Source organism: Lysobacter auxotrophicus (assembly GCF_027924565.1).
Taxonomy (GTDB): domain Bacteria; phylum Pseudomonadota; class Gammaproteobacteria; order Xanthomonadales; family Xanthomonadaceae; genus Lysobacter_J; species Lysobacter_J auxotrophicus.
The window spans coordinates 3,349,942-3,364,805 of the sequence record NZ_AP027041.1; the positions used below are offsets into that span (position 1 = coordinate 3,349,942).

Here is a 14,864-nt window from a genome sequence, read left to right on the forward strand (position 1 = left end):
TGGCAGGTGATCGCGTCCCCGGGTGCTTCGCTTACCCGGGCTACAAGAGCGGCGATGCGCGCTGGCGAACCACTGGTCGCGCATCGCACGAGCGCCCGCGTCGGGAGCAAGAGCATCGGGTTCCAGCTTTCGCTGGAATGACGGTGAGGTGGTTCACCGCCGTGTGAGTGTGACCGAGTGTTACGAGCCTGGGTCCCGGCCTTCGCGGGGATGACGATCAAGCGCGAAAGCCGTGAGGAACACCCATAAGGTTCAACTCACAACGAAACAGGGCCCACGTGGACATCGACAAGGGATGCCCGCCGGCTACGCTCCCTCACGCCCTCGGAATCGAGATCATCGGCGAATCGAACGTCAGCGTCGCCACCACGCCGCGCGGCCCGCCCGGGCGCACCTGCACTTCCCAGGCGTACAGCGTGCACAGGCGCCGCACGATCGACAGGCCGATGCCGCCGCCCTGCGAATGGCCCGCGTGTGTGCCGCGATAGCCGCGCTGGAACAGCTTCGCCGCGTCTTCCTCGCTCAACCCCGGGCCGGAATCGACCACGTCCACCGAACGCTTGCCGATACGCACGACGACTTCGCCTTCGGTCGTGTACTTCACCGCGTTGCCGATCAGGTTGCCCAGCGCCACCGAGACCGCCGCTTCGGGCGCATCGACGATCAGGCTGGGCTCGCCGACCACGCGAAGTTCCAGCGACTTGCCGCCGAGCTGCGCGCGATGCGCATCCAGCAGTTGTTCGGCCACCTTCGCCACATCGGTCGCACCGTGGCCGCGCTCGTTGCGCGAGAGCAGCAGCAGCGCGCTGATGAGGTCCGTGCACTGCTGCTCGGCGCGCTGGATGCGCTGCAGCCGGTTGCGCGTCTTCTCGTCGACGTCCGGACGCGACAGCAGCAGTTCGACCGCGCCCTTGATCACGGCCAGCGGCGTGCGCAGTTCGTGGCTGACGTCCGCGTTGAACTCGCGGTCGCGCTGCACGACTTCGGTCAGCCGCTCCGCGTAATCGTCCAGCGCCTCGGCGAGCTGGCCGACTTCGTCGCTCGGGAAATGCGAGGCCAGGCCTTCGGGTTCCGCGCTTCGGCCCGATTGCTTCAGCCGGTTCGCCAGCTCCGTCACCGGGCTCATCACGCGTGAGGCCGACCACCAGCCGACCAGCAACGACAGCAGCGTGAACACGAACACCGCGGCCCAGATCGCCCGCTGGAACTGCGCCTCGCCGCGCGTGGCCTGCGACATGTCGTACGCGAGGAAGAACCACGCCTTGGGCGTCTTGCGCACGGCGAGCTTGTAGGCGAACGGCTCGCCGTTGGCGACGCCGGTCATGCCGTAGATGCCGTCGCTCAGTTCGTACCATTCCGGCCAGTTCACCCGCACCGAATCGATCTTGTCGATGGGATAGACGTACGCGCGGATCTGGTCGACGGCGAACTGCGGGTTGTCCGGATCCAGCTCGAACTGGCGCGCGGCCATTTCGATGTTCCGGTTCATCACGTCCTCGACCAGCTGATTCTCCACGCGGTTGCGCGTCCAGTTGGTCGCCCACGCGAACATCGCCGTCAGGCCGAAGCCCAGCAGCACGAAGGCCAGGATGATGCGGCTGCGAAGCTGCCGCCGGAAACGCGTTCGCCTGCGCGGCGGCGTGGGATCCTGCGAGGGCTCCTCGGCCATCCGGTCAGCCGTTGTCGGGCGCGGCGATGCGGTAACCGATGCCATGTCGGGTCTGGATCAGCGGCACGTCGAAGGGCTTGTCGACCACGGCGCGCAGGCCGTGGATGTGCACGCGCAGGCTGTCGGAATCGGGCAACTCCTCGCCCCACACGCGCGTTTCCAGTTCCTGGCGCGTGACCACCGCCGGCGAGGCTTCCATCAGCGCCTGCAGGATCTTCAGCGCGGTCGGGTTGAGCTGCAGCAGCTTGCCTTGGCGACGCACTTCGAGCGTGTCGAGGTTGTATTCCAGGTCGGCGACGTTGAGCACGCGCGTCTGCACGCCGCGACCGCGGCGCGAAAGTGCGTTCAGGCGCACCTCGACTTCCTGCAGCGCGAAGGGCTTGATGAGGTAGTCGTCGGCGCCGGAATCAAAACCGGCGAGCTTGTTCTCCAGCGAATCGCGCGCGGTCAGCATCAGCACCGGCGTCTGCTTGCGCGCCTCGTTGCGCAGCTTGCGGCAGACCTCCAGCCCGTCCAGGCCCGGGAGGTTCAGGTCGAGGACGATCGCGTCGAAGTCGTGGACCACCGCCAGGTGCAGGCCGGTGACGCCGTCGGCGGCGAAGTCGACGGTGTGGCCGCGGTCCTCGAGAAAGTCGCCGAGGTTCGCCGCGATGTCCTGGTTGTCTTCGATGACGAGAATGCGCATGTGACCTTTCCTGGGTAATGGGCCTTCGACCGGCACGCGCATCCGCGGTTCCGCAGAAACCGCAACCACGTGGAACGGGCCGGCAAGAACTGAATGCGTGCGGCAACGCCGCGAGCTTAACGATTCTGCCAGAGCCGCTGGAGTGCGCCGATCACCGCGCACTGACGTCGCAACGCACGTTTGCATCGACGCGCGACGGCGCGATTGCCGGACAGCGGCCAAACAAAGGCCCAGGCACGGGGCCACCGTGCCTGGGCCAAAAAGGTATTGCCCCGATTACCGTAACCTGCATCGACCTGTTGCTGACGAGGAAGAGCGGCAGTGCTGCGGTAGGCACAGGCTACGCCGATTTCGATTAAACCGTCGTTAAAAACGCAGGTTAAATCGATGTTATTCAGCTCCGAAAATCGCCACTGAACGCGGCAGGATCGAAGAACTTCGGCGAATCTGCAGGCATCGCCCGTGAACAGCGGCCTCAGCGTTCGGCCGCCCGTTTCGAGGCTTTCCGGCGGACCCGGTCGGCCAGATAGGTGACGATCTCCCCGGCCACGTCCACGCCGCTGGCTTCCTCGATGCCCTCCAGCCCGGGAGACGCGTTGACCTCAAGCACGAGCGGGCCGTTCTTCGAACGGATCAGATCGACGCCGGCGATGCCGAGTCCAAGCACGCGCGAGGCACGGATCGCGACATCTTCTTCCGCCGCGCTCGCACGCACGCCCTTGGCCGTACCGCCGCGATGCAGGTTCGAGCGGAAGTCGCCCTTGGGAGCCTGACGCTTCATCGCAGCCACCACGCGACCGCCGACGACGAAGCAGCGCAGGTCGGCGCCGCGCGCTTCCTCGATGAACTCCTGCACCAGGAAGTTCGCGTACAGGCCGCGCAGTGCCTCGATCACGCCCCGCGACGCGGACAGCTTCTCGGTCAGCATCACGCCGGCGCCCTGCGTGCCTTCGTTGAGCTTGATGACGTGCGGCGGCGCGCCGAGCATCGACAGCAGGTCGTGCGTGTCGTCGGGGTTGTCGCCGAAGACGGTGGTCGGCAGGCCGATGCGTTCGGCCGCGAGCAGCTGGTGGCAGCGCAGCTTGTCGCGCGCGCGCAGCACGGCGTCGGAGGAGTTGGGCGTGAGCGTGCCCATCAGTTCGAACTGGCGAAGCACGGCCGAGCCGTAGCGCGTGATCGACGCACCGATGCGCGGGATCACCGCCTGGTAGCCGGAGATCGGCTTGCCCTTGTAGCGCATGCTGAATCCGTCGCTTGCGATCCGCATGTAGCAGCGCAACGGGTCGAGCACGCGGACGCTGTGGCCCTGGTCGCGCGAGGCTTCCACCAGGCGGCGCGTCGAATACAGCTTGCTGTTGCGCGAGAGGATCGCCAGTTTCATGAAGGGCGGCGGTGTGGGGGCTGGGGGGGAAAGGGAAGCGCCTCGCCGGGAGCGGCGGGACGCGAGACGACGCCCGGCTCGCGCCGGCTGAGCCGACCGTGGAGGAACGAGCGTCCCGGGTCGACCGTGAACGCGCGCGCCAGCGCGGTGCGCCCGAGCAGCATCGGGAAAAGCATCCCGCGACGATCGGACAGATTGATTTCAATCTCGCGTTCGATGCCGGCCAGCGCCAGCGTCGTACGCACGAACACGCGCCGCGTGCAGTGGCCGCCCGAATCGGTGACCTCGCGCTCGTCGAACACCGGCGCGGCCGCTTCGATCATGGGCCCGCCGTGTCCGGGACTGAGGCAGAAACCGACCCAGGGACTTCCGCGTTCGGTGAAACGCCACTGCGTGTCCACGTGCAACGCGGAGCTTCGCGCACCGCTGTCCACCTTGGCACGCAATCGCCCGATACCCAGTTCCGGCAGGGCTATCCATTCACGCCAGCCGAGCACGACCTTGCTTGCCATCGCGCCTCCAGGACCTCGCCTGAAAGACAAAAACGGCGGCCACTGTAAAGCAGGCCGCCGTCGCAAATGTTTGGAGCGGGTGATGGGAATCGAACCCACGCTAGCAGCTTGGGAAGCTGCAGTTCTACCATTGAACTACACCCGCGTCGCGATGAAGTCTATGCCGCCGCGAGGAGGCTTGGCAACGCGGCGCCCGACGAAGTGTTCGCGGGCGCCGCGGGCCGGTTCAGCGTGTTGCGCGGATCAGAATCCGCCGCCGAAGCTGACGAACACCGTCGCGTCGTTGCCGCCCTTCTGGCCGACGGTGAGGTTCGCGCCGATGTCGGTGCGCAGGCCGAACAGTTCCGTGCGCGCACCCATCACCAGCGTGCCGTAGTCCTGGTCGTACTCCAGGCCGCGCACGGCGTACGCGCCGACGCCCGGCAGCGAACGCAGCGACGCGGTGGCTTCGGCCGGAGCGTCTTCGTACTCGTGGTCGTAGGTCAGCTTGGCGTACGGCTGCAGGTGCTCGTTGATCGCGTAGTTGACCTGCCAGCCGAGGCTGCCGATCAGCGAGTCGAATTCCTGGTCGCCGAACGACAGCGCCGTGGCTTCGTTGCTGTTTTCGTCGAAGCCGTCGACTTCGATGGTCTGCGACACCAGCTGCATGACCGGGCCGTGCTTCAGCGAGCCTTCGCCGAAGTTCCAGCCGGCGGCGATCGCGGCGGTGAGGTTGGTGCCGTCGGCCGAGCCGCTGTGCACGCGCGAGGTCGGGCCGAGGTTCACGCGACGGTCGACGTCGTAGGACACCCAGGTGTAGCTCAGCTGGCCGTTGACCCAGGCCGAACCGGCCGACCAGGCGAGGTAGCCGCCGAGGGTCGCGTCGTCCTGGTCGAACTGGCCGCGGTTGAGGCCCCAGTCCATCTTCTGCTGGCCCCAGCCGGCGAAGCCGCCGTACACCAGGTCGCCGCTGGCCCAGTCGAGGCCGGCGGTCAGCGTCGGGCCGAAGCCGTCGTAGTTGTCGCCGCCGCCGTAGCGCTGCGAATCGCCGCGAACGTCGGCCCACCAGCGCATGCCGTCGACTTCCGGACGCGTGGCGGCGTTGGCACCGACACGCTCGGCGCGGGCGCGACCAACCATCGCTTCGCTATGCGGCAGCACGGCGATCTGGCGCGGGGCTTCCAGCAGCGACAGCGCGTAGTCGGCGACGATCTCGTGCGCACGCGACGAGGGATGCACGCCGTCGGCGAAGACGTAGGTGTCCGGCGCGTTCGGCGTCGCGTAGGTGCCCGGGTTGCAGGTGATCGACTGCGCGGTGATCTGCGGATTGCACGCCGTGCCGGTGGTGTTGGTGAAACCGTACGGCGCCGGGTTGGCGACGATTTCCTGCAGCAGGTGGAAGGTGTCGACCGGGATGAAACGCGCACCGGCGGTCGCCAGGCCCGCGTAGAGACCATTGTTGTAACCGGTCGCCAGCGCCGTGCCAGCGGCCGACGCGGCGGCGCCCTGCGAGCGGAACTGCGGCGTGATGCCCAGGTCCGGCACGTTCGGCACGAGGATGTATTGCGCGCCGGCGTTCTGCAGCGTCATGACGTTGGTGACCTGGCCGGTCACCGCGGCGCCGACGATCGCCTGCGCCTGCGCCGGAGCGGCAGCCGCGGCGAACAGGTCGTTCGCGCCGCCCCACACGGTGTACAGCGCGTTCGGATCGGCGGCACCGCCGTTGGCGGTGAGGTAGCGCGTGATCTGCGAACGCAGCGAGAGCGTCGGCAGCTGCGCGGTCAGGCCGGCGCGGTCGGTGGTGACCATCGCGCCGCCGATGGCGTAGTTGGTGCCGCCGGCGTTGAACGGGGTGGCGTTGGTGCCCAGCTCGGTCGCGAGCTGCTCGGACCACACCAGGCCCGGGTTGGTCGTGAACTTGCCCAGCAGTGCGCCGGCGGGGCCGGCCTGGGCGATGATCGCCGGGCGGAAATAACCCGCGTCCGTGAGGCTGTCGCCGAAAAACACGGTCTGCGAATAGTCCTGCGCGAAGGCCGGCGCGGTCGCCAGCGCGAGCGCGGCGGCGAGCACGGAGCGGACGGGTTTCTTCATCTTCGGTTCCTTGTTGGATGTTCTGTTGTGGCCGGCGGGTTCGATCCGGGAATACATACGCCCGCGGATGGCGGCATCGAACCACGCGGCGTGAACGCACTCACGCCGCACTGCGTCAAAAACCGTGCCGACTGGCCCGCCGCGACGGCGAGGGGCGACAATACGCGAATGCAGATCCAATTGAACGGCGAGCCGCGCGCGATCGCGGCGCAGACCACCGTGCTCCAGCTCGTGCAGGCCGAAGGCCTGGGCGAGCGCCGCGTGGCGGTGGAAGTCAACGGCGAAATCGTCCCGCGCGGGCGGCATGGCGAGCACGCGCTCGCCGAGGGCGATCGCGTCGAAATCGTCCACGCCCTGGGCGGGGGGTGAGGCAGGCCGCTTACGCGGCACTGCCGCGTGCCTGCCGAACGCCCGTCCATGGATGGACGGGCCGGGCGATCCGAAGCCAGGCGCGTCTCGCCATGGATGGCAAGCGCAACCGAACCGCATCCCGTGCCGCGGTCTGCCGAACCCACACCCATGGATGGACGGGCCCGGCGACGCGAAGCCGGCGCGCCTCGCCACGCATGGCAACCGCAACCGAACCAGATCCCGTGCCGCGGCACTCACCCGATCCAACCCCCGGCACTCACAACACGCCTCGCGCACTCCAGCACTTCCACCCACGAAAGCCCCTGAACACGAAAGGCCCCTGCCATCGCGCTGCTAAACTAGCGCGATGACCGCTCCGCACTCCCCTACGTTCCCCGCCGATCCGCTCGTCATCGCCGGCAAGGCCTACGCCTCCCGCCTGCTCACCGGCACCGGCAAGTTCACCGATCTCGAACAGACCCGCCTGGCGACCGAAGCCGCTGGCGCGCAGATCGTCACCGTCGCGATCCGCCGCAGCAACATCGGCCAGAACCCGGGCGAGCCGAACCTGCTCGACGTCCTCCCGCCCGATCGCTACACGATCCTGCCCAACACCGCCGGCTGCTACACCGCCGACGACGCCGTGCGCACCTGCCGCCTTGCGCGCGAACTGCTCGACGGCCATTCGCTGGTGAAGCTGGAAGTCCTCGGCGACCAGAAGACGCTCTATCCCGACGTCGTGCAGACGCTCGCCGCGGCCGAAACGCTGGTGAAGGACGGCTTCGACGTGATGGTCTACACCTCCGACGATCCGATCCTCGCCAAGCGCCTGGAAGACATCGGCTGCGTCGCGGTGATGCCGCTGGCCGCGCCGATCGGCTCGGGCCTGGGCGTGCAGAACAAATACAACCTGCTGGAAATCGTCGAGAACGCGAAGGTGCCGATCATCGTCGACGCCGGCGTGGGCACGGCGTCTGATGCGGCCATCGCGATGGAACTGGGCTGCGACGGCGTGCTGATGAACACCGCCATCGCCGGCGCGAAGGATCCGGTGCTCATGGCGCACGCGATGAAGCTCGCGGTGGAAGCCGGCCGCGCCGCGTTCAAGGCCGGCCGCATTCCGCGCAAGCGCTTCGCTTCGGCCTCGAGCCCGGTCGACGGACTCATCGGGTGATGAGCGACACGCCGAAGGGCAAGCTCCCCCCGAAGCCTTTCACCCTCGAGGAAGGTCGCCGCCAGGTCCGCAGCTTCGTGCTGCGCCAGGGCCGCTTCACCGAGGCGCAGCAGCGCGCGTTCGATACGCTGTGGCCGCGCTACGGGCTGGACTACACCGGCGCGCCGCGCGACTTCGATGCGACGTTCGGGCGCAATGCCCCGCGTGTGCTGGAGATCGGTTTCGGCAACGGCGAAGCGCTGCGTTTCGCCGCGCAGCACGACAAGGCGCGCGACCTGATCGGCATCGAAGTGCATGCGCCCGGCGTCGGCCGGCTGCTCAACGCGCTCGCGCAGGACGAGGCCGAACACGTCCGCCTTTACCACCACGATGCCGTGGAAGTGCTGCGCAACGAGATCGCCGACGGCGCGCTCGACGAGGTCCGCATCTACTTCCCCGACCCGTGGCACAAGAAGCGCCACAACAAGCGACGCCTGGTCCAGCCGGAGTTCGCGAACCTGATCGTGGCCAAACTGGCGCCGACCGGCCGCTTGCACCTCGCCACCGATTGGCAGGACTATGCCGAGCAGATGTGGGACGTGCTCGATGCCACGCCGGGCCTTGCCAATCGCGCCGGCCCGCGCGGCAGCGTCGAGCGGCCGCAGTGGCGCCCGCAAACGCATTTCGAAACCCGCGGCCAGAAACTCGGTCACGGCGTGTGGGACCTGCTGTACGACAAAGTGCCGTGATTCGTGATTCGGTATTGGTGATTCGCAATGCAGGCACGCGTGCCTGCCGCGATGCCGGGTCGGTCGGAACGCGGATGGCTTCCGCCTCACCCACCACGAATCACGACACCACGGCCTGATGGACACCGCGCTGACGCTCACCACCGACATGAAGCTCGTGCTCGGGCTGGTGGGCTTCACGATGGTGATGTTCCTCTTCGAACGCATCCGCGCCGACGTCGTCGCGCTGGTCGTGCTGGTGCTGCTGGGCCTGTCGGGCCTGGTCGAACCCGACGAGCTGTTCAACGGTTTCTCCGGCAACGCGGTCATCAGCATCGTCGCGACGATGATCCTGGGCGCGGGCCTGGATCGCACCGGCGCGCTGAACCGCCTCGCGGGCTGGCTGCTGCGGCGCTCGCGCGGCATGGAAAGCCGGCTGCTGATCCTCACCAACGCCGTGGCCGGCATCAATTCCTCGATCATGCAGAACCCGTCGGTGATGGCGCTCTACATGCCCGTCGCCGCGCGGTTGTCCTCGCGCACCGGCATCGCGCTGCCGCGACTGCTGCTGCCGCTCGCCGCCGCCATCGTGATGGGCGGCGCGCTGACGATGGTCGGCAACTCGCCGCTGATCCTGCTCAACGACCTTCTGATCGCCGCCAACGCGAACCTGCCCTCGGGCGCGGCGACGCTGGAACCGTTGAAGATGTTCGCGCCGCTGCCGATCGGCCTGGCGCTGCTCGCCGCGTCGATCGCGTATTTCCATTTCTTCGGCGACAAGCGCCTTCGCCACGACGACGACGGCACCGGCGCGACGCCGGCGCGCACGCAGAGCTATTTCTCCAAGGCGTACGGCATCGACGGTGATGTGTACGAGCTCACCGTCACCGCCGACAGCCCGCTGGTCGGCATGTCGCTGGGCGAAGCCGAAGCGCTGCACAACGCGCCGTTGCTGCTGGCGCTCAAGAGCGACGGCGAGGCGCGCCTGGCGCCGCCGGCGGACACGCGCATCTGGGTCGGCAGCGTGCTCGGCGCGATGGGCCCGAAGCAGCAGGTGAGCGACTTCGCGCAGAACCATTTCCTGCGGCTGTCCGCGCGCCTGCGCAACTTCGGCGACCTGTTCAATCCCAGCCGCGCGGGCATTTCCGAAGCGGTGGTGCCGGCCACGTCGAAGTTCATCGGCAAGAACGGCCGCGACCTGCAGCTGCGCAAGCAGATGGGCCTGAGCCTGCTGGCGATCAACCGCGACAAGAGCGTGCTGCGCGAGAACGTGCGCGACGTGAACCTGCGCGCCGGCGACATGCTGGTGTTCCACAGCATCTGGACCGACCTGCACGAAGCGGCGGCGAGCAAGGACCTGGTCGTCGTCACCGACTACCCCAAGGGCGAGCAGCGCCCGCACAAATTCAAGATCGCGATGGCGATCTTCGCCGTGGCGATGCTGCTGGCGTTGTCCTCGCGCCTGCCGGTGTCCATCGCGTTGATGACCGGCGTGGCCGGCATGCTCATCGCCGGCGTGATCCACATCGATGAGGCGTACGCGGCGATCAACTGGAAGACCGTCTTCCTGATGGCGTGCCTGATCCCGCTGGGATGGGCGATGGATTCCAGCGGCGCGGCGGCCTGGGTCGCCGGCCACACCATCGAACGATTACCGACAGGCACGCCGGTGTGGCTGCTGGAAATCCTCGTCGGCCTGTTCACGACGCTGTTCTCGCTGGTGATCAGCCATGTCGGCGCGACCATCGTGACGGTGCCGCTGGCGATCAACCTCGCGCTCGCCGCGGGCGGCAACCCGACGGCGTTCGCGCTGATCGTCGCGCTGTCGGCATCGAACAACTTCATGACCGCCTCGAACCCGGTCATTTCGATGATCACCGGCCCGGCCGGCTACAGCGGCAAGGAGCTGTGGAAGATCGGCGGCCCGCTCTCGCTGATCTACACGATCGTCGCCGTGGCGATGGTGAATCTGCTTTATTGAGGGTTCGGGAATCGGGAAGAGCCAGCGCTCTTGTAGCCCGGGTAAGCGAAGCGCACCCGGGGCCCGTCACGGCATCACGTCACAACGCGCCAAGCTTTGCACGGCATCGCTGCCCGCGGGTGCGCTGCGCTTACCCGGGCTACAAACGCCGCGCGACTCAAACGCCCAACGCCCTCGCTACCACCACCGCCCACAAGGCGAGCACGGCGAGGAAGTTCACCGTGAACACCACGCCGCGCAGGCGCACGTTCGCGATCGGAATCTGCACGGCGCTGTGCAACACGCGGCCGACGACGAAGAGCCAGGCCAGCCCCTGCGGCACGGGCCCGATGTCGCGCGTGATGATCAACAGCACGCAGGCGACGTGGAAGAACAGCGGCCATTCGAACTGGTTCGACAGGTTCGCGCTGATACGCGGTTCGAGTTTGGACCACGGATTGCTTCCATCGGCCCGACGGCCGACGCCCCACACCGCCGGTGCGCGCGCAGCGGTCAACACCACATAGAGGAAGGCGGCCCACGCGACATGCGCGGCCATCGGGACGATCAGGGGATGCGTCATCGAAGTTCCCTGCGGTTGCTCAATCCGGCTTCAGGGCGCGACGTGACCGGCACGTCGCGCATCAAGCAGCGGTTTCGCCGAGCCACACCGCGCCGTCGCGTGCGACGACGTCCACCGCCCGCAACGACTCCCCGCGGCACGGTCCGCCGACGCACTCGCCACCGACGAGTTCGAAACTCGCGCCGTGCGCTGCACAGACGAGGTGGCCGTCCTTGCTCTTGAGGAACTGCCCGGGCGCCCAGTCGAGGCGCCGGCCGGCGTGCGGGCAGATGTTGAGCCAGGCCCGGACGTGATCGCCGTCACGATACACAATCAGGCTTTCCGCATCGCCGTCGAGGACCACTTCGACCTCGGCGAAAGCCCCGTCGGGCAAGCGTTCCAGCGTTACGAGCGGCTCCGCCGAACGGTCGTGTTCGTGCGAATTGCTTAACGAAGTTCTCACACCCTCGCTCATGGCTGGCCCGATACTCGCCTCCCCGGCGCTTGTTGCCGCATTGTGTCACGACGCAATCCGATGTTTGCCCAGACCTTCCGCTTCGGTACCTCCCACTTCCATTCGCGCGTGCGTTCGGCCTTCGAGCCGCGCAAGCCGCGTCATCGCCTGCTGCGTTTCGCGCTCGGCGTGGTCGGCCTGGGCGTGCTCGCGGTGCTGGTGGCGTTCTCGGTGGCACTGGGTGCGGCGATGATCGCCGCCGGCATGCTCTACAAGCTGTGGAAGACCCGCGGCAAGCGCCTGGCCCGTGCGCAGCGCGACGCCCGCATCGTCGAAGGCGAGTTCACCGTCGTCGGCCAGCCGACGATCGAACGTCCCCGCTCCCAGACCAGCGTCTAATCCCGCATGAGCGACGTGATCGCGGCGCTGCCGCAACCGCGCGTCCCGGTCCGTGGCACGGACCAGACCTTTCCCGTACACCGCATCTACTGCGTCGGCCGCAACTTCGCCGACCACGCACGCGAGATGGGTGCCGCCGTTCCGGCCTCGCCCGCCGATCGCGGCACGCCGGTGTTCTTCCTCAAGCCGGCCGATGCGATCGCGTTGCAGTCCGATGTGCCCTACCCGCCCGGCACGAACGACCTGCACCACGAAGTCGAACTCGTCGTGGCGCTGGGCAAGGACGCGCCCGAGGGCGTGCTCGATCCCGCCGACGCGATGGCCCTCGTCTACGGTTACGCCGTCGGCCTGGACCTCACGCGCCGCGACCTGCAGGGCGCCGCGAAGGCGAAGGGCCTGCCGTGGGATACCGGCAAGGCGTTCGACCATGCCGCGCCGATCAGCGCGATCGTTCCCGCCAGCGCCGTGGGCGAGTTGGGCGAACGCACGCTGGGCCTGTCGATCAACGGCGAAACGAAACAGCGCGGCTCGCTCGCCGACCTGATCTGGACGGTGCCGGAGATCCTGCACGAGTTGTCCAAGCTTTACGCGCTGCGCGCCGGCGACCTCATCTTCATGGGCACGCCCGCCGGCGTCGGCCCGCTGCAACCGGGCGATCGCTTCCACGCGGTGCTCGAAGGCATCGCCGAGCATTCCGGGACGATCGTCACCGGGCGGACGGTATAGTCCGAAACCGCGGCGCGCACCGCCACTGATGTCAACGCTGGAGACCACGACGCCATGGGCCTGATCACCGAGTTCAAGGAATTTGTTTCGCGCGGCAACGTCGTCGATCTCGCCGTCGGTGTCGTGATCGGTGCGGCCTTCGGCAAGATCGTCACGGCGCTGGTGGACGGCATCGTCATGCCGACGATCGGCGCGTTCACCAAGGGCGTGAGCGTCAGCGACTGGAAGTACGTGATCAAGCCGGCGCAGCTGGACTCGGCCGGCAAGGAAGTCGCGGCCGAACTGGCGATCCGCTACGGCATGTTCGTGCAGACGATCATCGACTTCCTGCTGATCGCGCTGGTGATCTTCCTGATCCTGAAGGCCTACAACCGCATCCGCGCGCCGCAGGCCGCCGCGGCAGTGTCGGAAGAAGTGCTGCTCCTTCGCGAGATTCGCGACGAGTTGAAGAGCAAGGGCTGATCGCGTTCGCGCGGTCCTCTGCGTCTTCCGGCTCGCCGCCGGAAATCACCTTTCGCAGTCACCTTCCTCTTCGTGATCCCCCGCGAAGGCGGGGATCCAACGGCCCGGCACATCACGCGCGCCCGAAGGTGACGCGACTGGAAGATGGATTCCCGCCTTCGCGGGAATGACGGTGCCCGGGTTTCCGGCGCACGTCCTGCCACACACCGCAAAGCGCGCCGCGCCGTCGCGTGACTGACGACACCCTGCCTTCCGGCCGCGAGTTGCTACGCTCGCGCTTTCGTCCTTTCGACACCATCTTCCCGGGGGAGTTGTTCGATGCGCGCAATGCTGTCGGTGGCCGTCGCCACCTGTCTGTTCGCCACCGCCGCACTGGATGCCGTCGCGGCCGAGCGCGAAACGCGCATCCCCGACAAGGCCATCGCCACCGCCACGCAGCTGCGCGACACCGCGCTGAAGAGCGACCTGGGCTATCGCATCACCGAATCGCTGACCACCGAAGTCGGCCCGCGCCTGGCCGGCAGCGAAGCCGACGCGCGCGCGGTCGCGTGGGCCGTCGCGAAGTTCAAGGAACTGGGCTTCGACAAGGTCTGGACCGAACCGGTCACCTTCCCGAAGTGGGAACGCCGCAGCGAGTCGGCGCATGTCGTCGGCGCCAACGCGCAGCCGCTGCACCTGACCGCGCTCGGCGGTAGCCCGGCGGGCACGGTGGAAGCGCAGGTCGTGCGCTTTGCCGACCTCGCGGCGCTGGAAGCCGCGCCGGCCGGTTCGCTCGCCGGCAAGATCGCCTTCATCGATTACAAGATGGAACGCGCGCGCGACGGCGCCGGCTACGGCCCGGGTTCGCGCGTGCGCAGCAAGGGCCCGTCGGCGGCGATCCGCGCCGGCGCGATCGGCTACCTGATGCGCTCGGCCGGTACCGATTCGCATCGCAACCCGCACACCGGCATCACGCGCTTCGACGATGGCCTGACGCCGATCCCCTCCGCCGCCCTCGCCGTGCCGGACGCCGACCAGCTCGCCCGCCTCATCGCGCGCGGCAAGCCGGTGACGGTGAAGCTGGCGCTGGATTGCGGCTGGGACGGCACCTACACCTCGCAGAATGTCATCGGCGAGATCCGCGGTTCGAAGAAGCCCGACGAGGTCGTCGTGATCGGCGGCCACCTGGATTCGTGGGACCTCGGCACCGGCGCGATCGACGATGGCGCCGGCGTCGGCCTGACGATGGCCGCCGGCAAGCTCATCGGCGATCTCAAGCAGCACCCGGCCCGCACCATCCGCGTGGTCGCCTTCGCCAACGAGGAACAGGGCCTGCACGGCGGCAAGGCGTACGCGGCCGAACACATGAAGGACGTCCTCAAGCACCAGATCGGCGCCGAGAGCGATTTCGGCGCGGGCCGCATCTACGCGTTCTCGACCTCCGCACCCGACTACGCGAAGGCCGCCGAGGCGCAGATCGCCCAGGCGCTGGCGCCGCTGGGGATCCAGTACACGCCGGGCCAGGGCGGTCCGGGCCCGGACATCGGGCCGTCGTCCGAGAAGGGCATGGCCTGGGCGCGACTGGCGCAGGACGGCACGGATTACTTCGATCTTCACCACACCCCGGACGACACGTTCGATAAGATCGATCCGCAGGCGCTGGCGCAGAACGTCGCGGCCTATGCGGTGTTCGCCTACCTGGCGGCGTCCGCGGACGGCGACTTCGGCAGCAAGCCCGCCACCCCCCAGGCAGCAGCGAAGTAACCAAAGAAG

Annotated in this window: 15 protein-coding genes and 1 tRNA gene; 8 read left to right on the top strand and 8 right to left on the bottom strand. The window is 67.9% G+C overall.

The features are described from left to right. Window positions 1-316: 316 nt before the first annotated feature. From LA521A_RS15230 to LA521A_RS15255, 6 genes are all read right to left on the bottom strand, one after another. Window positions 317-1,669, bottom strand: a complete 1,353-nt coding sequence (locus LA521A_RS15230; protein ID WP_281779707.1) for a sensor histidine kinase — start codon at window positions 1,667-1,669, stop codon at window positions 317-319. 4 nt (window positions 1,670-1,673) lie between these two features. Beyond that, on the bottom strand, window positions 1,674-2,354 hold the full coding sequence (locus LA521A_RS15235; RefSeq protein ID WP_115843471.1) for a response regulator transcription factor: 681 nt from the start codon (window positions 2,352-2,354) through the stop codon (window positions 1,674-1,676). Between the two features lie 475 nt (window positions 2,355-2,829). Then, on the bottom strand, window positions 2,830-3,735 hold the full coding sequence (gene rimK / locus LA521A_RS15240; RefSeq protein WP_281779708.1) for a 30S ribosomal protein S6--L-glutamate ligase: 906 nt from the start codon (window positions 3,733-3,735) through the stop codon (window positions 2,830-2,832). Then, window positions 3,732-4,247, bottom strand: a complete 516-nt coding sequence (locus LA521A_RS15245) for an ATP-dependent zinc protease family protein (RefSeq protein WP_281779709.1) — start codon at window positions 4,245-4,247, stop codon at window positions 3,732-3,734. The genes rimK and LA521A_RS15245 overlap by 4 nt, the downstream gene beginning before the upstream one ends. Window positions 4,248-4,318: 71 nt before the next feature. Continuing rightward, window positions 4,319-4,392, bottom strand: a tRNA-Gly gene (locus tag LA521A_RS15250). A 98-nt stretch (window positions 4,393-4,490) separates the two neighbouring features. After that, window positions 4,491-6,317 carry an autotransporter domain-containing protein gene (locus LA521A_RS15255; protein ID WP_281779710.1) on the bottom strand — a complete coding sequence of 609 codons (1,827 nt, stop codon included), beginning with the start codon at window positions 6,315-6,317 and terminating at the stop codon, window positions 4,491-4,493. Window positions 6,318-6,485: 168 nt separating this feature from the next. On the opposite strand from LA521A_RS15255, the gene thiS reads away from it, so the two are divergent. From thiS to LA521A_RS15275, 4 genes are all read left to right on the top strand, one after another. Continuing rightward, on the top strand, window positions 6,486-6,686 hold the full coding sequence (gene thiS, locus LA521A_RS15260; protein WP_281779711.1) for a sulfur carrier protein ThiS: 201 nt from the start codon (window positions 6,486-6,488) through the stop codon (window positions 6,684-6,686). 349 nt (window positions 6,687-7,035) lie between these two features. Next, window positions 7,036-7,842, top strand: coding sequence for a thiazole synthase (locus LA521A_RS15265; RefSeq protein WP_281779712.1), 807 nt, complete (start codon window positions 7,036-7,038; stop codon window positions 7,840-7,842). After that, window positions 7,842-8,570: a tRNA (guanosine(46)-N7)-methyltransferase TrmB gene (gene trmB, locus LA521A_RS15270; RefSeq protein ID WP_281779713.1), complete on the top strand. Its 729-nt coding sequence runs from the start codon at window positions 7,842-7,844 to the stop codon at window positions 8,568-8,570. Before LA521A_RS15265 ends, trmB begins: the two co-directional genes overlap by 1 nt. Window positions 8,571-8,688: 118 nt before the next feature. Continuing rightward, window positions 8,689-10,530, top strand: a complete 1,842-nt coding sequence (locus LA521A_RS15275) for an SLC13 family permease (protein ID WP_281779714.1) — start codon at window positions 8,689-8,691, stop codon at window positions 10,528-10,530. Window positions 10,531-10,687: 157 nt separating this feature from the next. Here the strand turns inward: LA521A_RS15275 and LA521A_RS15280 are convergent, their stop codons facing one another. Both LA521A_RS15280 and LA521A_RS15285 read right to left on the bottom strand, forming a co-directional pair. Next, the gene (locus tag LA521A_RS15280) at window positions 10,688-11,092 is read right to left on the bottom strand and encodes an MAPEG family protein (protein ID WP_281779715.1); all 405 of its coding nucleotides are present in this window, start codon (window positions 11,090-11,092) and stop codon (window positions 10,688-10,690) included. Between the two features lie 61 nt (window positions 11,093-11,153). Next, a complete protein-coding gene (locus LA521A_RS15285) occupies window positions 11,154-11,546 on the bottom strand; it encodes a Rieske (2Fe-2S) protein (protein WP_281779716.1) in 393 nt (130 codons plus the stop codon). Window positions 11,547-11,606: 60 nt separating this feature from the next. Between LA521A_RS15285 and LA521A_RS15290 the strand changes: the two genes are divergently transcribed. From LA521A_RS15290 to LA521A_RS15305, 4 genes are all read left to right on the top strand, one after another. Then, on the top strand, window positions 11,607-11,924 hold the full coding sequence (locus LA521A_RS15290) for a hypothetical protein (protein ID WP_281779717.1): 318 nt from the start codon (window positions 11,607-11,609) through the stop codon (window positions 11,922-11,924). A gap of 6 nt (window positions 11,925-11,930) precedes the next feature. Next, a complete protein-coding gene (locus LA521A_RS15295) occupies window positions 11,931-12,650 on the top strand; it encodes a fumarylacetoacetate hydrolase family protein (protein WP_281779718.1) in 720 nt (239 codons plus the stop codon). A gap of 54 nt (window positions 12,651-12,704) precedes the next feature. Further along, window positions 12,705-13,112, top strand: a complete 408-nt coding sequence (gene mscL / locus LA521A_RS15300; RefSeq protein WP_281779719.1) for a large-conductance mechanosensitive channel protein MscL — start codon at window positions 12,705-12,707, stop codon at window positions 13,110-13,112. Between the two features lie 327 nt (window positions 13,113-13,439). Then, entirely contained in the window at window positions 13,440-14,855 is a 1,416-nt protein-coding gene (locus tag LA521A_RS15305) for a M28 family peptidase (protein WP_281782114.1), read from the top strand. Window positions 14,856-14,864 lie beyond the last annotated feature (9 nt).